This is a genomic window from Streptomyces sp. NPDC006516, from assembly GCF_040611875.1.
Taxonomy (GTDB): Bacteria; Actinomycetota; Actinomycetes; order Streptomycetales; family Streptomycetaceae; genus Streptomyces.
Genome location: NZ_JBEXPD010000007.1, coordinates 293,729 through 314,976, shown reverse-complemented (window position 1 = coordinate 314,976; position 21,248 = coordinate 293,729). Strand labels below are relative to the sequence as shown.

Below are 21,248 nucleotides of genomic sequence, written 5' to 3'. Positions count from 1 at the left end.
CGGTCGGTAGGGAGCCCGGGATGGCGGCAGTGGCTGCGGACCAGACGACGCAGAGGACGGCAGGCACCGCGGATGCGGCGGATGCGGCGGATGCGGCACGCCTGGCGGTGTTCGACGCCGCGGTCGCCGCCGACGACCGGATCGAGCCACGGGACTGGATGCCCGACGCCTACAGGGCCTCACTGGTCCGCCAGATGGCGCAGCACGCCCATTCCGAGATCATCGGCATGCAGCCCGAAGCCAACTGGATCACGCGGGCGCCCTCGCTCCGCCGCAAGGCGATCCTGATGGCGAAGGTCCAGGACGAAGCGGGACACGGGCTGTATCTGTACAGCGCGGCGGAAACGCTGGGGACCAGCCGCGAGGAGATGCTCGACAAACTGCACGCCGGCCGCCAGCGCTACTCCTCGATCTTCAACTATCCGACGCTGACCTGGGCGGACGTCGGAGCGATCGGCTGGCTGGTGGACGGCGCCGCGATCACCAACCAGGTGCCGCTCTGCCGCTGCTCCTACGGCCCGTACGCCCGCGCGATGGTCCGGATCTGCAAGGAGGAGTCCTTCCACCAGCGCCAGGGGTACGAGCTGCTTCTCGCCCTCAGCCGGGGCACGCCCGCCCAGCACGAGATGGCACAGGACGCGGTGAACCGCTGGTGGTGGCCGTCGCTGATGATGTTCGGCCCGCCCGACGACGCGTCGGCGCACTCGGCGCAGTCGATGGCCTGGAAGATCAAGCGGCATTCCAACGACGAGCTGCGCCGTCGCTTCGTCGACATCTGCGTCCCCCAGGCACAGGCACTGGGACTCACGCTCCCCGATCCGGACATCCGGTGGAACGAGGAGCTCGGGCAGCACGACTACGGCGCGATCGACTGGACGGAGTTCCAGGAGGTCCTCAAGGGCAACGGCCCCTGCAACGAACAGCGGCTCGCCCAGCGACGCACGGCTCACGAAGAGGGCGCCTGGGTCCGCGAGGCGGCAGCGGCATACGCGGACAAGCACGCGGCACGGCCCGGCACAGCCGGACCGGCCGCCCAGCCAGTGGAGGCCACCGCATGACCAGCTCGACCGACTGGCCCCTGTGGGAGGTGTTCGTGCGCTCCCGGCGCGGTCTGTCCCACACCCACGCCGGCAGCCTGCACGCGCCGGATGCCGAGATGGCCCTGCGCAACGCACGCGACCTGTACACCCGGCGCTCGGAAGGTGTCTCCATCTGGGTGGTTCCCTCGACGGAGATCACCGCTTCCTCGCCCGACGAGAAGGACTCGTTCTTCGAGCCCGCCGGCGACAAGCCCTATCGCCACCCCACCTTCTACGAGATCCCGGAAGGGGTGAAGCACCTGTGAGCGCCGCCCTCGCCCTCGGCGACGACGCACTGGTGCTCTCGCACCGCCTGGGGGAGTGGGCCGGTCACGCTCCCGTCCTGGAGGAGGAGGTGGCTCTGGCCAACATCGCCCTGGATCTCCTTGGACAGGCCCGGATGCTGTTCTCGTTCGTGGGGGACGAGGACGAGCTGGCCTACCTGCGCGAGGAGCGCGCCTTCCGCAACGTGCAGTTGGTGGAGCAGCCGAACGGCGACTTCGCTCACACCATCGTCCGCCAGCTCTACTTCTCCGTGTACCAGCACCTGCTGTACGAGCGGTTGGCGGCCGGGGAGGGCGAGTTCGCGGACCTCGCGGCGAAGGCCGTCAAGGAAGTGGCCTACCACCGCGACCACGCGGAACAGTGGGTCCTGCGACTCGGTGACGGGACCGCGGAGAGCCATGAGCGCACACAGCGCGCTCTGGACGCACTCTGGAAGTTCACCGGCGAGCTGTTCGAGCCTGTAGAGGGCATCGACGTCGATCATCGCTCCCTGCGTGACGGTTGGCTGGCCGGGGTGACCTCCGTGGTGGAGCAGGCCACCCTGACCGTCCCGTCGGGTCCGCAGGCAGGCGCCTGGACAGCCGGAGCGGGGCGGCAGGGCCTGCACACGGAGCCGTTCGGGCGCATGCTCGCCGAGATGCAGCACCTGCACCGCAGCCACCCGGGGGCGTCATGGTGACCGAGACCCCACTTGAGGCGGAGCTCCACCGGCTGGCGGGATCCGTGCCCGATCCCGAGCTCCCGGTAATCACCCTCGACGAGCTCGGCGTGCTCCGTGGAGTGCGGGCGGACGGGCCGGACAGGGTCACTGTGCGGCTCACCCCCACCTACACCGGCTGCCCCGCCATCGAAGCCATGTCCAGCGACATCGAGCGTGTCCTGCGCGCCCACGGTGTCGAAGAGGTGTCCGTGGTCACCGTGCTCGCCCCGGCATGGTCGACGGACGACATCAGTGACGAAGGACGCCGCAAGCTGGCGGAGTTCGGGATAGCGCCGCCACGGCCCGGAGGCCGAGCGGGCGGGCCGGTTCCGCTCACGCTCTCGGTCCGCTGTCCCCACTGCGGCTCCACGGACACGGAGTTGCTGAGCCGCTTCTCCTCGACGGCGTGCAAGGCGCTGCGCCGCTGCGTGGCCTGCCGCGAACCCTTCGATCACTTCAAGGAGTTGTAGATGTTCCATCCGCTCCGGGTCAGCGCGATCGAACGGATCACGGACGACGCGGTGGCTGTCACCTTCGCCGTGCCCCCAGAGTTGCGCGAGACTTTCCGGCACAGGCCCGGCCAGCACCTGAATGTGCGATACCGGATCGATGGCGAGGAGATCCGGCGGTCGTACTCGATCTGTGCACCAGCCACGCGACAACCGGCCGATCCCACCCTGCGAGTGGGCATCCGCATGGTCGACGGTGGAGCGTTCTCCACTTATGCCCTCAAGGAGCTGGCCGTCGGAGACCAGGTGGAGGCGATGGCCCCGATGGGCCGATTCATCCTCGACCCACGTCCTGGGCACTTTGCCGCGATTGTCGGCGGCAGCGGAATCACACCGGTGCTGTCGATCGCGTCGACGCTTCTGGCGCGGGAGCCTCGGGCGCGCTTCTGCCTGATCCGCAGCGACCGTACGGCGGCCTCGACGATGTTCCTCGACGAGGTGGCAGAGCTCAAGGACCGGTATCCGGATCGGTTCCAGTTGGTCACCGCACTGTCCCGGGAGGAGCAGGCAGCCGGGCTCCCCTCCGGTCGGCTGGACCGCGGACGGCTCACCGGGTTGTTGCCCGCACTGCTGTCCGTGCCCGACGTGGACGGCTGGTTCCTGTGCGGGCCACTCGGTCTCGTCAAGGGGGCCGAGGGCGCGCTCCGTGAACTCGGCGCCGACCGGTCGCGCATCCACCAGGAGATCTTCCACGTCGCCGACGAGGGTGCGGCAGGGCCGCCTGCCGCCCGGGGGGACGCTCCGGCGGAGAGCACGCTGACGGCGACTCTCGACGGACGGTCGGGGAGCTGGCCGGTGGTGGCAGGCGAATCACTGCTGGACACCGTGCTGAGAAGCCGCGCGGACGCTCCGTACGCCTGCAAGGGGGGAGTGTGCGGAACCTGCCGGGCTTTCCTGGTCGCGGGCGAAGTCAGGATGGACCGCAATTTCGCGCTGGAACCGGAGGAGACGGGAGCCGGCTTCGTGCTCGCCTGCCAGTCGCACCCCGTCACACCGGAAGTGGAGATCGACTTCGACCGCTGACGGCTTCGCCCCCGCCGACCTTCACGGGCGGGGGCCCGGGCATGGCCCGTGCCTCACCGGCGGGGCCGGGGCATCGCCCGCGAGGCAGGCCTGGCAAGGACGAACCTCGCTGGCGGGCACGCCCTCCGACGCCCGAGACGCGGCCCGGGCGTCGGGGCCGCAGGACCGGCCTCGGCCCCGGCGTCGCGCGCCTGCGGCCGTCTCTGGTGTGCCTGCCGTCGGCGTCAGGAGGGCACCATCCACCCTCCTGACCGCCCGCCCATCGGTCCGTCAGAGCGGGTTCGTCCGGCCTTGGGCGTCTGGCCTTGAGCGTCTGGCCTTGAGCGTCTGGCCTTGAGCGTCTGGCCTTGAGCGTCTGGCCCCCCGTCAGAGGACGAAAGCCGAGTTCCCGGTGTCCGTGACCATGGGGCGGCCTGCACCGTCCCAGGCCAACATGCCGCCGTCGATGTTGACGGCATCGATGCCCTGCTGCACCAGATACTGGGTGACCTGTGCGGACCGACCCCCGACCCGGCACATCACGTGCACACGCCGACCGTCGTCGGCCGCCTCGGTCAGCTCGCCGAAGCGGTTCACGAAGTCGCTCATAGGAATGTGCAGCGCGCCCTCGACATGCCCGGCCGCCCACTCGTCGTTCTCCCGGACATCCAGCACGAAGCCGTCCGACGGAACCGCCGCGGCATCAACCGAGGGCAGCGGAGCGAAATTCATGGGTCATGCCTTCTCTCGTAGATACACGCCAGGACTGTCGCGGATACGCGCCAGAGCTGTCGGAAACGCTACTGCACCAGGCCCGCGAGCTCCGCCTCACGCTCGGCCACCGTCGCCAGAAGCTGCTCGCCGATGTCGTCCAGCAGCCGGTCGGGATCCTCAGGCGCCATCCGCAGCATCGAACCGATCGCACTCCCCTCCAGCTCCTGCGCCAGGACGGTGAGCAGTTCCTTACGCCGGGTGAGCCACTCCAGCCGCGCGTAGAGCTCCTCGCTCTCGCTCAACCTCAGCTCCGGCGCCACCGGCCCTGCCTCCCACTCGGCGGACAGTTCCTTCAGCAGGGCCACGTCGCCACGCCCGTAAGCCGCGTTGACACGAGCGATGAACTCGTCCCGCCGTGTCCGCTCCTTCTCGTCCGGCGCCAGGTCCGGATGGGCCTGGCGGGCCAGCTCCCGATAGAGCTTGCGCGCCTCCTCGCTCGGCCTGACCCTCTTCGGCGGCCGGACGGGCTGTTCGGTGAGCATGGCCGATGCCTCGGGCGAGAGCCCGTCCGAGTCCATCCAGTCGTGGAAGAGCTCGTCGACGCCCGGCATCGGCATCACGATCGCGCGCGCCTCCTGAGCCTTGCGCAGATCCTCCGGATCACCGGTCCTCGCGGCCCGCGCCTCGGCGATCTGCGCATCGAGCTCGTCCAGGCGGGCGTACATCGGGCCGAGCTTCTGGTGGTGCAGCCGGGAGAAGTTCTCCACCTCCACCCGGAAGGTCTCCACCGCGATCTCGAACTCGATCAGTGCCTGCTCGGCCACGCGGACAGCTTTCGCGAGCCGCTCCTCCGGCCGGGGCGCGCCCGCCTCACCCGTCGGCGCGCCACCACTCCCCGCCTCGCCGGCTGCGTCCGACTCCGGCTCGTCGGCCCCGTCACCCGCGGCAGGCCCTGCCCGCAGATCACCCTGGGGCGCCTCGGGCGCCTCCTGCGCGTGCTGCGGCTGTTCCTGCCGGTCCTGGTCCTGCCGGTCTTCGTCGTTCCGGGTGGTCGGCACCCCGGCGGCTTCGTGGGTCACCCGTCCAGCGTATGGCCATGCCCCGACCTGTGAGGACACGCGGCGGACGCGAAAACGCTCAGACGCCGAGCTCGGCGGCTATTCGTCCGTTTCGGACGGCCCGGACGAGCTCGGCATGGTCCGCCTCGGTCCTGTCCGCGTACGTCACGGCGAAATCGGCCACCGCTGAATCCAGCTCCGCGTTCTTCCCGCAGTAGCCGGCCAGCAGCCGGGGGTCGGCACTGTGCGCATGGGCCCGGGCCAGCAACGCCCCGGTCATCCGCCCGTAGTCGTCGACCTGGTCGGCCGAGAGTGCGGCCGGATCCACGCTCCCCTTGCGATTCCTGAACTGGCGCACCTGATACGGCCTGCCGTCGACCTCGGCCCAGCCGAGCAACATGTCACTGACGACCTGCATCCGCTTCTGCCCGAGCACCACCCGGCGCCCTTCGTGCACGACGTCGGGAACGTCGAAGCCGACCTGCGGAAGGTAGGGCGCCAAGGCTGAAGGACGGGCTTCCTTCACCTGCAGGACCAGCGGCTCGCCGCGGTGATCCAGGAGCAGCACCACATACGACCGGGTCCCCACGCTTCCCGTGCCGACCACCCGGAATGCGACGTCGTGGATCGCGTAGCGGGCCAGCAGCGGAACCCTGTCCTCCGAGATCGTCCCGAGGTAGCCCTCGAGTCCTGCCGCGACCGCTGCGGCCTCCGCGTCGGGCACCCTGCGCAGTACGGGCACCGCGTCCACGAAGCGACGGCCGCCGTCCTCGCAGAGCTCCGTCGACCTGGCCGCGAATCGGGCGCTCGTGTTGTTGCGCGCCTTGGCCGAGACCCGCTCCAGAGTCCCCAGCAGGTCACGCGCGTCCGTGTGTGAGACGAGTTCCTCGTCGGCGATCGCGTTCCAGGCGTCAAGCGCCGACAGCCCGGCCAGAAGACGCATCGTGCGCCTGTACGCGCCGACGGTGTCGTAGGCACCCTGCCGACACGTCGCCTCGTCCGCCCCCACCCCACGGCCCGCGAGGACCAGCGAGGTGGCGAGCCGCTTGAGGTCCCACTCCCATGGGCCGAAGACGGTTTCGTCGAAGTCGTTGAGATCGATGACCAGGCTGCCGCGCGCGTCGCCGTACAGACCGAAGTTGGCCGCGTGCGCGTCGCCGCAGAGCTGGGCACCGACGCCCGTGACCGGCGTGCCCACCAGGTCATGGGCCATCAGCCCGGCCGCTCCGCGCAGGAACGCGAACGGCGTCGCCGCCATGCGCCCCACCCGGATGGGTGTCAGACCGGGCACCCGGCCCCGGTTCGACTCCTCGACGGCCTGCACCGCGTCCGGCCGGCCGGCGGGCAGGACCAGTGAACTGTGGGAAGACCTGGGGACCTTACGCCGCAGGGCCTTGCCGGCTTCCTTGGGGGAGACCGGAACGGGTCCTGGCTGCCGCACCCCTGCGGGCACCCGCGGCGCGAAGCCCGGCACGACCGGGATGCGCCCGTCCCCCGCCGCCCTCTGTCCCGGCACCGTCGTCCTGACTTCGCCCATGGAGCGCCGCCTCCCCCGCCCTTGTCCAGCCGTTCCGTCCGACCGACATCAACTTCGGACGACCGTACAACTGTCCTGCCACAGCCGTCTTCCCCTGTGGACAACTACGGAGGCAGCCTGTGGACAACCAGGTGGAGCGACAGGAAGACCCTCGCGACCTGCGCCGCCCGGCGGGTCACACGCCGACTGTCTCCCTGCTGCGGTACGAGGCGGCCAACGAATGAATCCGGCCCTCGCCAGGGCCGTTCACCCACCGCGCGGTCATCCGGCCGCCGCTTGTCTGTCGCGACCGATCAGCAGCCGCCGCCCGGGTCCCTCAGGTACGAGTTCGCCCACTTGCCGAGCTCGGCGAGGGCGGGCCCCATGGCGGTACCGGCCTCGGTGAGGCTGTAGGACACACGCAGCGGGGGCCCTTCGTCCACCTCACGCAGCACGAGGCCTGCCGCACCCAGCTCGGTGAGACGGTCCGACAGCATGCGTTCGCTGATGCCTGGAATCGCCCGGCGCAGATCCGCGAAGTGGACGGGCTGCTGCATGAGCACCGACACGATCGGGCCGGTCCAGCGCTTCCCGAACAGCTCGAAGACGCGGGTGATGCCCACGTCGACCCGCCGACAGGCCTGCTCGCTGTGATCCGCCATGGCACCAGGGTACTGCGTCACAGTGAGGGGCTTATTTTTAGTAAGCTACTGTGTTATTAATAGCTACATACGAAAACCTGGCAGCCCATGCCACCTCTGACGGTTCCTGCGATCCGCTCCGGGCCGACAGTCCGATTCATCTGGAGATCACCATGGCCACGCTCCTTCACCTCGACTCCGCCGTATTTCCCCAGGGCTCCGCTTCCCGTGAGGTCACCGCCGCGTTCGTGGAGGCATGGCGCGAGCAGCACCCGGAGGGCCGTGTCGTGTATCGCGACCTCGCCGCCGATCCTCTGCCCCACCTGGACGCCTCCGCCGTGGCCGCCGGCGCCGACGACGCGCTGCGCGGGGAACTGGCCGCCGAGCTGACCGAGGCGGACGCAGTGCTCATCGGCGCACCGATGTACAACTTCTCGATCCCGTCCACCCTGAAGGCATGGCTGGATCAGGTGATCATCGTCGGCCACAACTCCGGCCCTGACGGCCCCGTCGCCGGCACGCCTGTCACGGTCGTGGCCAGCCGAGGCGGTTCGTACGCGCCTGGCACCCCGCGGGAGGACTTCGAGTTCGTCCAGAACTATCTGGAGAAGGTCCTGACGGGCATGCTGGGAGCCGAAGTCGACTTCATCGTGCCGGAGTTGACTCTGGCCCATTCGAAGCCCGAGATGGCCGAACTCATTCCGCTCGCAGACGCCTCCCGCGCCAAGGCGTTCAACGACGCGACGGAGAAGGCCAAGGCACTGGCCGCCCGCTTCGCCGCCTGACAGCTCCCCACACCGGCCGCGGGTACACCTGGGCACCCGGCAGCTCTCCCCGGCGCCCGAAGGGAGCATCCCGCGCCACCCGACAGCGGGGCAGCTCACTCCGCCGCCACGCCAGGCGCGCCGAGCGGCCCGCTGGGCCGAAGCGCCCCCTGGAACCCGCCATTCGCATCCGACGTTTCACGTGAAACAGAGGCAGCAGCTACCGCGGCCGGGCCCCCTCATCAAAGGACGCCCCCACCACGACCCGCCTCACAGCCACCCCCTCATGCACGCTCCCCCGGACGCAGGGCCGCGCAGGCCCGACGGCACCCGTCGGGCCTGCGGTGCTCCAGATTCACAGCACCCGGCCGGCCACGCGCCGACCTGGCGAATCCCCCAGGGACACGAGCCACGCCGACCGCACAGAGGACGCACAGACAAATGCACACAACGAAGAACCCCCGCACCGGATGAGATCCGGTGCGGGGGTTCTGTCGAACCAACCCGGCAGTTGCAGTCAACTGCCCGTTGTGCGCGAGGGGGGATTTGAACCCCCACGTCCCTAAGGACACTGGCACCTGAAGCCAGCGCGTCTGCCGTTCCGCCACTCGCGCAAGAGTGGTGCTTTCAAGCTCTCCCACCGTGTGGTGCGAGCGCCTGGCGACAAACGGAAGATTAGCACGCTGGACAGGGTGGATTCACATCCGTTGTTTCACGGGAACCACGGAGGGAACCGGGAACGCGGGAAGCCCGGCCCCACTCCTCCTGAGTGCACCCGGAGTGCGGGACACTGTCAGGAGGCCACCTCTACGATCCGTGTGAGAGGTGACACTCATCCACTGTGCAGACAAGGGGAACCAGCCGATTTCCCGACGCGTGGATACGATCAGTAAGCAGTACAGGGATGACGACACCGGAGGAGGTGCCCCATGGGAGTCATGAAGCGTTTCGAGCAGCGTCTCGAAGGTCTGGTCAACGGCACCTTCGCCAAGGTCTTCAAGTCCGAGGTGCAGCCGGTCGAGATCGCCGGAGCTCTCCAGCGCGAGTGCGACAACAACGCGACGATCTGGAACCGCGAGCGGACCGTGGTGCCGAACGACTTCATCGTCGAGCTCAGTACCCCCGACTTCGAGCGCCTCAGCCCGTACTCCGGACAGCTGGGCGATGAGCTGGCCGGCCTCGTACGCGACTACGCCAAGCAGCAGCGCTACACCTTCATGGGCCCTATCAAGGTCCACCTGGAGAAGGCGGACGACCTGGACACGGGTCTCTACCGTGTGCGCAGCCGGACCTTGGCGTCGAGTTCGTCACAGCAGCAGGGGCGCCCGAGCGGCCCCGCTCCTCACCCCCAGCCGAACCGGCCCGGCCCTCAGGGGCAGGGCGGGTACGGCTACCCCCCGACCTCCGCTCCTCCCATGCCCGCGGCACCGCCGCCGGGATCCGGGCGCCCCGGAGGCCCCTCCAGCGACTGGCGCCAGCCGGCCGCGTCCGGCCCCGTGCCGGACACACAGGTACGGCGCTGGATCGAGATCAACGGCACCCGCCATCAGATCTCCCGCCCGACGTTGGTGATGGGACGAAGCACCGACGCCGACGTGCGGATCGACGACCCCGGTGTATCCCGCCGGCACTGTGAGATCCGGACCGGAACGCCCTCGACGATCCAGGATCTCGGGTCCACCAACGGCATCGTGGTGGACGGGCAGCACACCACCCGCGCTACGCTCCGCGACGGCTCGCGGATCGTCGTGGGCAGCACCACCATCGTTTACCGGCAAGCCGAAGGGTGAAGCGGGGGCAATGTCAGAGCTGACCCTGACGGTCATGCGGCTAGGTTTCCTGGCTGTTCTGTGGCTATTCGTAATCGTGGCCGTCCAGGTCATCAGAAGCGACCTGTTCGGTACGCGTGTCACGCAGCGCGGCTCTCGCCGCACTGCCGGTGACGCCCGCCCGCAGCAGGCGCGCCAGCAGCAGGCGGCGCCGCCTCAGCAGCGCCAGCAGTCCGGGCGCCAGCGGCGCGGGGCGCCCACCAAGCTGGTCGTCTCCGAGGGCACACTCACGGGCACCACCGTCACGCTCCAGGGACAGACCATCACCCTGGGCCGGGCGCACGATTCAACGATCGTGCTGGATGACGACTACGCGTCCAGCAGGCATGCCAGGATCTACCCGGACCGTGACGGCCAGTGGATCGTCGAGGATCTCGGGTCCACCAACGGCACCTATCTCGACCGGACCCGGCTCACCACCCCGACACCTGTTCCGCTGGGAGCGCCGATCCGCATCGGCAAGACCGTCATCGAGCTGCGGAAGTAGTACGACAATGAGCGAGCGGAGCGAGCGAGCCTCGGCGGCCCTGACGAAGGACCCCGCCCGGCTCCCGACCGGAGGGTGGGCAGTGTGGCTCGAGACCGGCTGTACCCCGAACCGACGGGCGAGGTGCGCATGAGCTTGTCCCTGCGCTTCGCCGCCGGATCGCACAAGGGCATGATCCGGGAAGGCAACGAGGACTCCGGTTACGCCGGCCCCCGGCTTCTCGCCATCGCCGACGGCATGGGCGGCCAGGCGGCCGGCGAGGTCGCCAGCTCCGAGGTGATCTCCACCCTCGTCCAGCTCGACGACGACGTACCTGGCTCCGACATCCTCACCTCGCTCGGTACGGCGGTCCAGCGGGCCAACGACCAGCTGCGCGTCATGGTCGAGGAGGACCCCCAGCTGGAGGGCATGGGCACGACGCTCACCGCCCTGCTCTGGACCGGTCAGCGTCTCGGGCTCGTCCACGTCGGTGACTCCCGCGCCTACCTGCTGCGCGACGGCGTCCTGACGCAGATCACCCAGGACCACACCTGGGTCCAGCGCCTCGTCGACGAGGGCAGGATCACGGAGGAAGAGGCCACCACACACCCCCAGCGCTCCCTGCTGATGCGGGCCCTGGGCAGCGGTGACCACGTGGAGCCCGATCTCTCCATCCGCGAGGTCCGGGCCGGCGACCGCTACCTGATCTGCTCCGACGGCCTCTCGGGCGTGGTCTCCCACCAGACGATGGAAGAGACCCTGGCCAGCTACCAGGGCCCGCAGGAGACCATCCAGGACCTCATCCAGCTCGCCCTGCGCGGCGGCGGTCCCGACAACATCACCTGCATCGTCGCCGACGTCCTCGACGTCGACAGCAACGACACCCTGGCCGGGCAGCTCAACGACACCCCCGTCGTCGTCGGGGCGGTCGCCGAGAACCAGGCGGCTCAGGCGAACGACGGCCGAGCCATGGAGACCCCGGCGGGACGCGCGGCCGGCCTCGGCCGCCCCGTGCCTCCTCCGGCCGGAGGCTTCGGTCCTCCCGGCAGCGGTGACGACGTGGGTTACGGCTCAGGTCCGGACGGCGCCTTCAACTCGTACAGCGACGACGACTTCGTGAAGCCCCGCAACGGGCGTAAGTGGCTGAAGCGCTCGTTCTACATCGTGCTGGCGCTCGCCGTCATCGGCGGCGGCGTCTACGGCGGCTACCGCTGGACCCAGACGCAGTTCTACGTGGGCACGAAGGACGACAACGTCGCGCTGTTCCGTGGCATCAGCCAGGACCTCGCCTGGGTGTCTCTCTCGAAGGTCGAGGAGAACACCGAGATCGAACTCAAGTACCTCCCGCCTTACCAGCGGAAGAAGGTCGAAGCGACCATCGCCGAGGGCAACATCACCGACGCGCGCAAGAAGATCGGCGAGCTCGAAGCCCAGGCCTCCGCCTGCAAGAAGGACGCGCAGCGCCGCGCCGCCGAGGCGGACGCCGCCAAGGACCAGAACGAGACGGCCGACAGCAATTCCGCCAAGTCCCCTGCCGAGGGGACCAAGACGAACGCGACTCCCACTCCCGGCCCCAGCCTCTCGGAGGAAGAGAAGAAGCTGGCCCTGCAGTGCGGTAAGCAGTAAGCCGTAGGGGGCCTTCAGCACATGAGCGTTGTCACCAACACGACCACCATCGGCGCGATCGACGCACCGAGCCGCCGCAACACGGAACTGGCGCTGGTCGCCTTCGCCGTCCTCATCTCGGTGTTCGCGTACGCCAACGTGGGCCTCGCCATCAACGGGGAGCTGCCCTCCGGCATGCTCGGCTACGGGCTCGGCCTCGCCTTGCTCGGTGGCGTCGCGCACCTCGCCATCCGCAGATTCGCGCCGTACGCGGATCCGCTGCTGCTTCCGCTGGCCACCCTGCTGAACGGGCTCGGCCTGGCGATCATCTGGCGTCTGGACCAGTCCGTGCGCTTCCAGCAGACCGACAACTTCGTGGCAGCGGCCTCCAAGCAGCTGCTGTTCTCGGCGGCCGGTGTGGCCCTGCTGGTCGTGGTCCTGCTGGTCCTGAAGGACCACCGCATTCTCCAGCGCTACACCTACATCTCCATGCTGGTCGCGCTGTTCCTGCTGATCCTCCCGATGTTCTTCCCCGCCGTGAACGGCGCCAAGATCTGGATCAAGATCCCCGGAGTCGGCACGATCCAGCCGGGAGAGTTCGCGAAGATCATCATCGCGGTCTTCTTCGCCGGGTACCTCATGGTCAAGCGTGACGCACTGGCCCTGGCCAGCCGCCGCTTCATGGGGCTCTACCTGCCCCGTGGCCGTGACCTGGGACCGATCCTGATGGTCTGGGCCTTCTCGATCCTCATCCTCGTCTTCGAGACCGACCTCGGCTCCTCGCTGCTGTTCTTCGGCATGTTCGTCGTCATGCTGTACGTCGCCACCGAGCGCACCAGCTGGATCGTCTTCGGTCTGCTGATGTCCGCCGCGGGCGCCGTCGGCGTGGCCATGTTCGAGCCGCACGTCCAGCAGCGCGTCACCGCCTGGCTGGACCCCTTCGCAGGATGGGGCGAGCTGGCGGCCAGCGAGCAGATGGCCAAGTCCCTGATGGCGTTCGGCTCCGGCGGCACCCTCGGCACCGGCCTCGGGCAGGGCAACTCCGACCTCATCGGCTTCGCGGCCAACTCCGACTTCATCCTCGCCACCGTCGGCGAGGAGCTCGGACTGGCGGGAATGATGGCGGTCCTCCTCGCCTACGGCCTGATCGTCGAGCGCGGCGTCCGCACGGCGCTCGCCGCCCGCGACCCCTTCGGCAAGCTCCTGGCGATCGGGCTCTCCGGCTCCTTCGCCATCCAGGTGTTCGTCGTCGCCGGCGGCGTCATGGGGCTCATCCCGCTGACCGGTATGACCATGCCGTTCCTCGCGGCCGGTGGTTCCTCCGTCATCGCCAACTGGGCCCTCATCGGCATCCTGATCAGAATCAGCGACACCGCCCGCCGTCCCGCCCCGGCCCCCGCACCGTCCCCGGACGCCGAGATGACCCAGGTGGTCCGACCGTGAACAAGCCGCTCCGCAGGATCGCGATCTTCTGCGGGATCCTGGTCCTGGCCCTGCTGATCCGCACCAACTACATCCAGTACGTCCGCGCCGACGAGCTCAACTCGAACGAGCACAACCGCCGCGTCCAGATCGAGCGCTACGCCCACGAGCGCGGCAACATCATCGTCGACGGCGAACCCGTCACGGGCTCCGTGGAGACGACGGACAGCGACTTCAAGTACAAGCGGGTCTGGAAGAACGGGCCCATGTGGGCGCCGGTCACGGGCTACTCCTCGCAGGCCTTCGACTCCTCCCAGCTGGAGAGCATCGAGGACGGCATCCTCACCGGCAACAGCGACCAGCTGTTCTTCGACCGCACCCTGTCGATGTTCACCGGCGAGAAGAAGACCGGCGGGAACATCGTCACCACCCTCGACGGTGAGGCCCAGAAGGCCGCCTTCAAGGGCCTGGGCGACAAGAAGGGCGCCGTCGCCGCGCTCGACCCGCAGACCGGTGCGATCCTCGCGCTGGCCAGCACCCCCTCGTACGACCCCTCCGTCTTCGCGGGCAACTCCATGAAGGACTCCGACGCGCGGCAGAAGCTCCTGAAGGACGAGGACAAGCCGATGCTGAACCGGGCCCTGCGGGAGACCTACCCGCCCGGCTCGACGTTCAAGGTCGTCACGGCCGCGGCGGCTCTGGAGAACGGCCTCTACACCGACATCGACGCGAAGACGAACTCCCCGCTGCCCTGGAAGCTCCCGCAGTCGACCAACCTGCTGCAGAACGAGGGCAACATCCCCTGCAAGGACGCCTCGCTCCGCGAAGCTCTGCGCTGGTCCTGCAACACCGTCTTCGGCAAGATGAGCGACGACCTCGGTAACAAGAAGATGATCGAACAGGCCGACAAGTTCGGCTTCAACGAGGAAGTCTTCACTCCGGTCAGGGCCGACGCCAGCGTCTACCCCGAGGACAACCGCCCGCAGAACGCCATGGCGGGCATCGGGCAGGCCTCCAACCGCGCCACTCCGCTCCAGATGGCCATGGTGGCGTCCGCCATCGCCAACGACGGCAAGCTCATGCAGCCGTACATGGTCGCCGAGCGCCAGGCACCCAACCTGGACGTCATCTACACGCACGAGAAGGAGCAGCTCAGCCAGCCGCTCTCGGCGGAGAACGCCCAGAAGGTGCAGCAGATGATGGAGACCGTCGTCGCCGACGGCACGGGAACCAACGCGCAGATCGACGGCGTCACCGTGGGTGGCAAGACCGGCACCGCACAGCACGGCCTCAACAACAGCGAGAAGCCCTACGCGTGGTTCATCTCGTACGCCAAGACCGACAGCGGCTCCCCGGTCGCCGTGGCCGTGGTGGTCGAGGACGGGAACGCCAACCGGGACGACATCTCCGGCGGCGGTCTGGCGGCACCGATTGCCAAGAGCGTGATGAAGGCGGTACTCGACGGAAAGAAGTGACAACCGTCACAACTTCTGTCCACACCAGCACATTGGGATACCGGTCGGATATCAGCTGAAGGGTGCGGGCCGATCACGCCGGGCGTGCCCGGTAGCGTATGCGCGAACAGCGCACCGCCGGACCACACACGGGTGCGGTCGGGACTGACGGAGAGGGCTGGATCAGTTATGGAAGAGCCGCGTCGCCTCGGCGGCCGGTACGAGCTGGGCTCGGTGCTCGGCCGTGGTGGCATGGCCGAGGTCTACCTCGCGCACGACACCCGGCTCGGCCGCACCGTAGCTGTGAAGACGCTGCGGGCCGATCTCGCCCGTGACCCGTCCTTCCAGGCACGGTTCCGCCGTGAGGCCCAGTCCGCCGCCTCGCTCAACCACCCCGCGATCGTCGCCGTCTACGACACCGGCGAGGACTACGTCGACGGGGTCTCCATCCCGTACATCGTGATGGAGTACGTCGACGGGTCGACCCTCAGAGAGCTGCTGCACTCCGGCCGCAAGCTCCTGCCGGAGCGGACCCTCGAGATGACGGTCGGGATCCTCCAGGCGCTGGAGTACTCGCACAGAGCCCAGATCGTCCACCGCGACATCAAGCCGGCGAACGTCATGCTGACGCGCACCGGGCAGGTCAAGGTCATGGACTTCGGCATCGCCCGGGCCATGGGTGACTCCGGCATGACGATGACCCAGACCGCCGCCGTCATCGGCACCGCCCAGTACCTCTCCCCGGAGCAGGCCAAGGGCGAACAGGTGGACGCGCGCTCCGACCTGTACTCCACCGGTTGCCTGCTCTACGAACTGCTGGCCGTCCGGCCTCCGTTCGTCGGTGACTCTCCCGTCGCGGTCGCCTACCAGCACGTACGCGAGGAGCCGCAGCCTCCGAGCAACTTCGATCCCGAGATCACGCCCGAGATGGACGCGATCGTGTTGAAGGCGCTGACCAAGGACCCCGACTACCGCTACCAGTCGGCCGACGAGATGCGGGCCGACATCGAGGCCTGCCTCGACGGCCAGCCGGTCGCGGCCACGGCGGCGATGGGTGCGGTCGGCTACGGCGGCTACGACGGCTACAACAACGACCAGCCCACCACCGCTCTGCGGGCGGCCGACCCGGGTGGCGCGCAGACGTCCATGCTGCCCCCGGTCAACCCCGACGACGGCAGTTACGGCTACGACGACCGTCCGGACCGCCGGCGCCAGAAGAAGAGCAACACCTCGACGATCCTCCTCGTCGTCGCCGGCGTCCTGGTGCTGATCGGCGCGATCCTGATCGGCCGCGCGGTGTTCAGCGAGACGGACAGCGGCGGCGGCAAGTTCGACGTGCCGAACATGATCGGCTCCACGGTCGAAGAGGCCCAGAGGCTCGCGAAGAATTCCGACATCGTCCTGAAGGTCGGCCCCAGCGAGCCCTGCGAGACCCAGGAGAAGGACTCGATCTGCAGCCAGAGCCCGTCCCCGGACGAGCAGATGGAGGCGGGCGAGACCGTGACGGTCGTCGTCTCCTCCGGTGCCCCCAAGGTCGAGGTCCCGGACGTCCTGGAGAAGTCCGAGGACAGTGCCCGTAAGGCGCTGGAGGACAAGGGCTTCACGGTGAACGTGAAGACGGCCGAGTCCGACAAGACCCCGGACACCGTCATCGCGCAGGACCCCGAGGGCGGCTCGGAGGTGGAGAAGGACTCCGAGATCACGATCACGGTGGCCAAGGAAGCCACCCAGAACGTACCGGGCGTGGTCGGCCGGTCCTACGCGGACGCCGAGGCCCAGCTCAAGGGCGTCGGCTTCGCCAACGTCTCCAGGACCGACGTCGAGTCGGACCAGCCGGTGGACACGGTGATCGAGCAGACCCCCGAGGCGAACAGCAAGCAGGCCAAGGACGTCCAGATCGTTCTCAAGGTCTCGAAGGGGCCCGCTCAGCCGGAGCAGGTCACCATCCCGGGCGACATCCTCGGCAAGCGGTACCAGGACGCGAAGGCCGCGCTCGAAGGCCTGGGCCTTGTCGTGGCACTCGCCCCCAACTCGCCCGACAAGCCGAACGCCCTGGTGATGAAGGCCGAGCCGGGAGGCAACTCCCAGGTACCGAAGGGAAGTACCGTCACGCTCACCACGGTCGGGGGCGGGGACGCGAACCTCTTCGGTGGAGCGTCAGGCGACTGACCGCACGGCGTCGTACGGACGTGAACGCACTGGGCCCCGGTCACCGACGGTGACCGGGGCCCTTGCGTGCGTCCGTGGCTACCGCAGCTCCGCCGGCTTCGTGCGGTCCCTGTCCACCTTCTCGGTGCGGACCAGCTCGCCCCACACGATGTAGCGGTACTTCGACGTGTAGACGGGCGTGCACGTGGTCAGCGTGATGTAGCGGCCGGGCTTCTTGACTCCCGACTCCTTGGGCACGGCGGCGATCGCGTCGACGTTGAACTTGGAGGTCTCCGGCAGCTTCGCGTAGACCTTGTAGACGTACCAGGTGTCCTTGGTCTCGAAGACGACCGCGTCACCCTTCTTCAGCTTGTCGATGTTGTGGAACTTCGCGCCGTGGCCGTCCCGGTGGGCGGCGAGCGAGAAGTTTCCCTGCTCGTCCGAGGGAAGGGCCGACTTCACGGGATCCGTGTAGTAGCCGGCGATGCCGTTGTTGAGGGTCGTGGTGTCGGTGCCCTTCTTGACCAGCACCTCGCCGTTCTTCATCGCCGGGACGTGGAGGAAGCCGATACCGTCCCTGGTGTCCAGGTCGCCCGGCCCGCCGGCCCAACGGTCGCGGACGGTGTTGCCCTCCTTGTCGGCCGCGCGGTCGGCGAGGACGTTGGTCCACCACAGCGAATAGACGACGAAGAGCCCCAGCACCACACCGGCCGTGATCAACAGCTCACCGAAGAGACTCACCACGGTCGCCACGGGATGGCGCTTCTTGTACCTCGCCGGGGGTGCCGACTCGTCGACGCGCTCTTCGTGCTCGGTCCTCGCTGCCACCGCACCCGTCCCTGTCGTGATGATGTTCAGCCGACGAGCGCGTCGGGCTTCCCCTTGCTCCGCGGGCGTTCGTCGACCATTTTGCCCCACACGATCATTCGGTACGTACTCGTGAATTCCGGGGTGCAGGTGGTCAGCGTGATGTACCTGCCCGGCCCCGTGAAGCCCGAGCCCGGGGGCACTTCGTCGATCACGGCCACATTGGACGGCGACGTCTGCGGAAGGATGCTGGCCATCTCGTACGTGTAGTAGGCGTCCTGCGTCTCCACGACGATCGGGTCGCCCGGCTTCAGCTTGTTGATGTAGCGGAAGGGCTCACCGTGGGTGTTGCGGTGGCCCGCCACCGCGAAATTGCCCTGCTCCGCCGAAGGCATCGCCGTCTTCAGCTTGCCCTCGGCGTAGTGCCCGATCATGCCGCGGTCGAGGACCTTCTCCTTGCTGATGCCCTCGGCGATCGGCGCGACCACGTCCAGCTTCGGGATGTGCATGATGGCGAATCCCTGGCCGGGCTCGAAGGCTCCCGGGGAGCGTTCGCCGTTCGCCCAGTCGTCCTGGATCTTGTTCGTCTCTCGGCCGGCTATCTGATCGGCACGGACGTTGGTCCACCACAGCTGGTACGTGACGAAGAGGAGCATCAGCACACCGAAGGTGATGAACACTTCGCCGACGACGCGGCTTGCCACGACCGCGGGGCTGTCCTTGGCCGCGCGGGCCGCGCGCCGGGCCTCGAGCCGTGTCATCGGCACCGCAGCCTCCGCCGACTCCGACGCGTCCGTGGCCGGCCGCGGTTCCGGCCGCCGTCGTCCGCGCCCCTTGGCCGCCCGCCTGCGTTCCGCCCGGCCGCCCGTGGGCGAGGGCTCCGGCACGGGCTCCGGGACATCGGGGGTGGCCTGCCGCGAGGCCTCCCGGGCGTCGGCCGACCGCAGTGCGACCGTCTCGTCGTGCCGGACCGTCGGGGCACCGGGCACGGACCGTGCGTGGGCGGGATCGGATCCTTCGGGAACGGAGACGGGCATGACGGCCGTGACGTCAGGCGTGGGCACGGGCATCCCGGGCGGGTTCCCGGGCCGTGACGCCGGTTCGCGCACGGCCTCCGGACGCCGGGGCGCCGCCTGCGGGCCGGGCATCGTCGCCGTGCCCTGGACCGTGTTCGCCGTAGGGGCCTCTCCGGGCCCCTGCTGCCCGTACCAGTCCCGTTGATACCCCTCGGGGTCGTACCACTCGCCCGGGGGCTCCGCAGGGCCCTGAGCCGCCGGACGGGGCATCTGCTCGGCCCCGCCGTCGGCCGGAGCGCCCTCCGCCCGGAACCACGGCGAGGCATGCTGCCCCGGCAGCGGGTCGTTCAACGGGTCCGCGAGCCGCTCCACCGCCGCCGCGAACGTGCCGTCGGGCTCGTACGCACCCTGCGCGTACGGGCCTTCCTGCCCGGCGCCGGGGCGGAGTGAGGTCACGCCGCGGCCTTGCCCACCACCGGGGCGAGCCCCGCCGATCTCGCGACAGCGCCCGCGTCACCGCACTGCTCCAGCCAGTTGGCGAGCATCAAGTGACCGTGCTCCGTGAGCACCGACTCGGGGTGGAACTGCACGCCCTCCACAGCGTGTTCACGGTGCCGCAGCCCCATGATGATGCCGTCGGCGGTACGCGCGGTGACCTCGAGCTCGGGCGGGACCGTCGCAGGTTCCGCGGCGAGCGAGTGGTAGCGGGTCGCGGTGAACGGGGACGGCAGACCGGCGAACACGCCCTTGCTCTCGTGCAGGACGGGTGAGGTCTTTCCGTGCAGCAGCTCCGGCGCCCGGTCCACGACACCGCCGTAGGCGACCGCCATCGACTGCATGCCCAGGCAGACACCGAAGACCGGAACGCCACCGCGCGCGCAGTGGTGCACCATCTCGATGCAGACGCCCGCCTGTTCGGGGGTGCCGGGGCCGGGGGACAGCAGGACTCCGTCGAAACCGTCGTCGGCGTGGGCCGTGGTCACCTCGTCGTTGCGCACCACTTCGCACTCGGCGCCGAGCTGGTAGAGGTACTGGACGAGGTTGAAGACGAAGCTGTCGTAGTTGTCGACGACGAGAATGCGTGCGCTCACTGACCGGACCCCGCTCCGCTGGTGCTCTCGCCGTCCACCGTCACATCACCGAACGGGAGCAACGGCTCCGCCCAGGGGAAGACGTACTGGAAGAGCGCGTAGACAACGGCCAGGACCAGCACGAGCGAGATGAAGCCCCGCACCCATGCGTTGCCCGGCAGATGCCGCCAGATCCAGCCGTACATGCTGTTGCCTCCATTCGGTACGGCACCAGACTAAACGGCCGGGGCACGGGCGTGGGTCAGCTGTGGAAAGCCGCCGGGACGCGTCCCTCACGGAGCGGCGGACCTGTCGAAGCCACCGGTGTCGGCGTCCCGCGGACTACTCCACAGGCTGTGCGTAGTGAAGGTCGACGGTGCCCGAGTAGCCGGGGAGCGTCGTCCTGTCGTCCTCCTCGACCTTCCAGCCCAGGCCGTACGCCTTCACGTACAGCTGGTAGTTCTGGATCGCTGAGGATTCGTCGAGGGCCTGCCGCAGCTTCCCCTGGTCGCCGACGGCGGTGATCCTGTACGGAGGCGAGTAGACGCGCCCCTGGAGGATCAGGGTGTTTCCGACACAGCGCACAGCGCTGGTGGAGATCAGCCGCTGATCCATCACCTTGATGCCCTCCGCCCCGCCCTCCCAGAGGGCGTTGACGACGGCCTGCAGGTCCTGTTGGTGAATGACCAGGTCGTTGGGCTGCGGCTCGGGGTATCCGGGGTTCGCGGTGGCGTCCGGCGGGGCGTCGTTCAGCGTGACCGAGAGGGCCTCCCCGGTGACCGGCGTCGTGCCCGCGGCCTTCTCCAGCGCTTCGAGCTCGGCGTCCTCGGCGCGGGTGCTCCCGTCGTCCCGCCGGGCCAGGGTGTCGATGTCCGCTCGCACGGAAGCGGTCGACTCGTCCAGCTCCGCGTTCTTCTCGCTGCGCTGCTGGATGAGATCGGAGAGCTTGAGCAGCGAGGAGTCCGTGCGGATGTCGGTCCCTTTGGCCGTGTTCGCGCTGGTGACGAAGATCAGTCCGGCAAGGGCGAAAACGGCAGCGGTGAGGCTTTGGACCGGCCACCGGGACATGCGCCGGCCCGGACCTCGAGGAGAGTCGGCAGAATTGCTCAACGTACCCTTATCTCCTTAGGCGCCACGGAAGCACTACGCTAACGGACGCCCCG

The 21,248-nt window shown here is 68.8% G+C and carries 21 protein-coding genes and 1 tRNA gene; 12 read left to right on the top strand and 10 right to left on the bottom strand.

The window, feature by feature from the left end; genetic code table 11:
* Positions 1 to 20: 20 nt before the first annotated feature.
* From paaA to ABZY45_RS21405, 5 genes are read left to right on the top strand one after another with little or no spacing between them, the layout of a single operon-like run.
* Complete coding sequence (paaA, locus tag ABZY45_RS21425; protein WP_356742023.1) at positions 21 to 1,058, top strand: 1,2-phenylacetyl-CoA epoxidase subunit PaaA; 1,038 nt, start codon at positions 21 to 23, stop codon at positions 1,056 to 1,058.
* Positions 1,055 to 1,345, top strand: coding sequence for a 1,2-phenylacetyl-CoA epoxidase subunit PaaB (paaB, locus tag ABZY45_RS21420; RefSeq protein ID WP_356742022.1), 291 nt, complete (start codon positions 1,055 to 1,057; stop codon positions 1,343 to 1,345). Before paaA ends, paaB begins: the two co-directional genes overlap by 4 nt.
* Positions 1,342 to 2,043: a 1,2-phenylacetyl-CoA epoxidase subunit PaaC gene (gene paaC, locus ABZY45_RS21415; protein ID WP_356742021.1), complete on the top strand. Its 702-nt coding sequence runs from the start codon at positions 1,342 to 1,344 to the stop codon at positions 2,041 to 2,043. The genes paaB and paaC overlap by 4 nt, the downstream gene beginning before the upstream one ends.
* On the top strand, positions 2,037 to 2,534 hold the full coding sequence (paaD, locus tag ABZY45_RS21410) for a 1,2-phenylacetyl-CoA epoxidase subunit PaaD (RefSeq protein WP_356742020.1): 498 nt from the start codon (positions 2,037 to 2,039) through the stop codon (positions 2,532 to 2,534). Before paaC ends, paaD begins: the two co-directional genes overlap by 7 nt.
* Complete coding sequence (locus ABZY45_RS21405) at positions 2,535 to 3,596, top strand: 2Fe-2S iron-sulfur cluster-binding protein (protein ID WP_356742019.1); 1,062 nt, start codon at positions 2,535 to 2,537, stop codon at positions 3,594 to 3,596.
* Positions 3,597 to 3,962: 366 nt separating this feature from the next.
* Here ABZY45_RS21405 and ABZY45_RS21400 read toward each other — a convergent pair whose 3' ends face one another.
* From ABZY45_RS21400 to ABZY45_RS21385, 4 genes are all read right to left on the bottom strand, one after another.
* Positions 3,963 to 4,307, bottom strand: a complete 345-nt coding sequence (locus ABZY45_RS21400) for a rhodanese-like domain-containing protein (RefSeq protein WP_356742017.1) — start codon at positions 4,305 to 4,307, stop codon at positions 3,963 to 3,965.
* A 68-nt stretch (positions 4,308 to 4,375) separates the two neighbouring features.
* A complete protein-coding gene (locus ABZY45_RS21395) occupies positions 4,376 to 5,368 on the bottom strand; it encodes a J domain-containing protein (RefSeq protein WP_356742016.1) in 993 nt (330 codons plus the stop codon).
* 58 nt (positions 5,369 to 5,426) lie between these two features.
* Complete coding sequence (locus ABZY45_RS21390; RefSeq protein WP_356742014.1) at positions 5,427 to 6,884, bottom strand: DUF2252 domain-containing protein; 1,458 nt, start codon at positions 6,882 to 6,884, stop codon at positions 5,427 to 5,429.
* A 293-nt stretch (positions 6,885 to 7,177) separates the two neighbouring features.
* A complete protein-coding gene (locus ABZY45_RS21385; RefSeq protein ID WP_356742013.1) occupies positions 7,178 to 7,525 on the bottom strand; it encodes a helix-turn-helix domain-containing protein in 348 nt (115 codons plus the stop codon).
* A 152-nt stretch (positions 7,526 to 7,677) separates the two neighbouring features.
* On the opposite strand from ABZY45_RS21385, the gene ABZY45_RS21380 reads away from it, so the two are divergent.
* The gene (locus ABZY45_RS21380; protein WP_356742012.1) at positions 7,678 to 8,289 is read left to right on the top strand and encodes an NAD(P)H-dependent oxidoreductase; all 612 of its coding nucleotides are present in this window, start codon (positions 7,678 to 7,680) and stop codon (positions 8,287 to 8,289) included.
* A gap of 510 nt (positions 8,290 to 8,799) precedes the next feature.
* Here the strand turns inward: ABZY45_RS21380 and ABZY45_RS21375 are convergent.
* A tRNA-Leu gene (locus tag ABZY45_RS21375) sits at positions 8,800 to 8,882 on the bottom strand.
* Between the two features lie 315 nt (positions 8,883 to 9,197).
* On the opposite strand from ABZY45_RS21375, the gene ABZY45_RS21370 reads away from it, so the two are divergent.
* The 6 genes from ABZY45_RS21370 (at position 9,198) to pknB (ending at position 17,213) form a co-directional block, all read left to right on the top strand.
* Positions 9,198 to 10,058 (top strand): DUF3662 and FHA domain-containing protein, encoded by an 861-nt coding sequence (locus tag ABZY45_RS21370; protein ID WP_356742010.1) that lies wholly within the window; start codon positions 9,198 to 9,200, stop codon positions 10,056 to 10,058.
* A gap of 10 nt (positions 10,059 to 10,068) precedes the next feature.
* A complete protein-coding gene (locus ABZY45_RS21365; protein ID WP_145808189.1) occupies positions 10,069 to 10,584 on the top strand; it encodes an FHA domain-containing protein in 516 nt (171 codons plus the stop codon).
* A gap of 129 nt (positions 10,585 to 10,713) precedes the next feature.
* Positions 10,714 to 12,189, top strand: coding sequence for a Stp1/IreP family PP2C-type Ser/Thr phosphatase (locus ABZY45_RS21360; RefSeq protein ID WP_356742008.1), 1,476 nt, complete (start codon positions 10,714 to 10,716; stop codon positions 12,187 to 12,189).
* 21 nt (positions 12,190 to 12,210) lie between these two features.
* Complete coding sequence (locus ABZY45_RS21355; RefSeq protein ID WP_356742006.1) at positions 12,211 to 13,611, top strand: FtsW/RodA/SpoVE family cell cycle protein; 1,401 nt, start codon at positions 12,211 to 12,213, stop codon at positions 13,609 to 13,611.
* Positions 13,608 to 15,065, top strand: coding sequence for a penicillin-binding transpeptidase domain-containing protein (locus tag ABZY45_RS21350; RefSeq protein WP_356742004.1), 1,458 nt, complete (start codon positions 13,608 to 13,610; stop codon positions 15,063 to 15,065). Before ABZY45_RS21355 ends, ABZY45_RS21350 begins: the two co-directional genes overlap by 4 nt.
* A gap of 168 nt (positions 15,066 to 15,233) precedes the next feature.
* Complete coding sequence (gene pknB / locus ABZY45_RS21345) at positions 15,234 to 17,213, top strand: Stk1 family PASTA domain-containing Ser/Thr kinase (RefSeq protein WP_356742003.1); 1,980 nt, start codon at positions 15,234 to 15,236, stop codon at positions 17,211 to 17,213.
* Between the two features lie 78 nt (positions 17,214 to 17,291).
* Here pknB and ABZY45_RS21340 read toward each other — a convergent pair whose 3' ends face one another.
* The 5 genes from ABZY45_RS21340 to ABZY45_RS21320 form a co-directional block, all read right to left on the bottom strand.
* Positions 17,292 to 18,020, bottom strand: a complete 729-nt coding sequence (locus ABZY45_RS21340; RefSeq protein ID WP_356742001.1) for a class E sortase — start codon at positions 18,018 to 18,020, stop codon at positions 17,292 to 17,294.
* A 26-nt stretch (positions 18,021 to 18,046) separates the two neighbouring features.
* Positions 18,047 to 19,471, bottom strand: coding sequence for a class E sortase (locus tag ABZY45_RS21335; protein ID WP_356742000.1), 1,425 nt, complete (start codon positions 19,469 to 19,471; stop codon positions 18,047 to 18,049).
* On the bottom strand, positions 19,468 to 20,106 hold the full coding sequence (locus tag ABZY45_RS21330) for an aminodeoxychorismate/anthranilate synthase component II (protein WP_356741998.1): 639 nt from the start codon (positions 20,104 to 20,106) through the stop codon (positions 19,468 to 19,470). The genes ABZY45_RS21335 and ABZY45_RS21330 overlap by 4 nt, the downstream gene beginning before the upstream one ends.
* Positions 20,103 to 20,291, bottom strand: coding sequence for a hypothetical protein (locus ABZY45_RS21325; RefSeq protein WP_073750646.1), 189 nt, complete (start codon positions 20,289 to 20,291; stop codon positions 20,103 to 20,105). The genes ABZY45_RS21330 and ABZY45_RS21325 overlap by 4 nt, the downstream gene beginning before the upstream one ends.
* A 136-nt stretch (positions 20,292 to 20,427) precedes the next feature.
* Complete coding sequence (locus tag ABZY45_RS21320; protein WP_356741996.1) at positions 20,428 to 21,153, bottom strand: DUF881 domain-containing protein; 726 nt, start codon at positions 21,151 to 21,153, stop codon at positions 20,428 to 20,430.
* Positions 21,154 to 21,248: the final 95 nt, after the last annotated feature.